Origin of the sequence: Halalkalibaculum roseum (assembly GCF_011059145.1) — a bacterium.
GTDB classification, from domain to species: domain Bacteria; phylum Bacteroidota; class Rhodothermia; order Balneolales; family Balneolaceae; genus Halalkalibaculum; species Halalkalibaculum roseum.
The window spans coordinates 1-443 of the sequence record NZ_JAALLT010000019.1 but is presented as its reverse complement, the minus strand read 5'-3'; the positions used below and the strand labels follow the sequence as shown (position 1 = coordinate 443).

The 443-nt window shown below is 47.9% G+C and carries 1 protein-coding gene; it reads left to right on the top strand.

What is annotated here, in order from left to right:
• On the top strand, positions 1 to 443 hold a 443-nt coding region (locus G3570_RS16305; RefSeq protein ID WP_165143929.1), incomplete at both ends, for a fibronectin type III domain-containing protein.

Sequence of the window (443 nt, the reverse complement as noted above, 5' to 3'; positions counted from 1 at the left end):
AACCTATTACTGGAGAGTGCAGGCAAACGAGGACGGGGATACCGGCAACTGGTCGTCAATTCGCAGCTTCAGTACCGCAAAAAACAGTACGCCGGCCGTTTCGCTTTTATCTCCCTCAGACGGTGCTACAGACCTCTCAACTACACTTACCTTTGAATGGGAGGCTCTGTCCGGTATTGGCAACTATCAATTTCAACTGGCAAGTAGTAACTCTTTTTCTTCGCCGGTGACAGATGTATCGGTTAGCAGTACAACCCATGAAGTCTCCGGACTTGAGAATGGGAAAACCTATTACTGGAGAGTGCAAGCTGCCGAAGACGGTGATACCTCTAACTGGTCATCAATTTTTAGCTTTGGTACAGTAGCTTCTACGGAAACTAATAATGATGTGCAAGACTCACGTGCCGGAGATGAAGTAGCTTTGGAGGCTCTTTGGGTTTCCC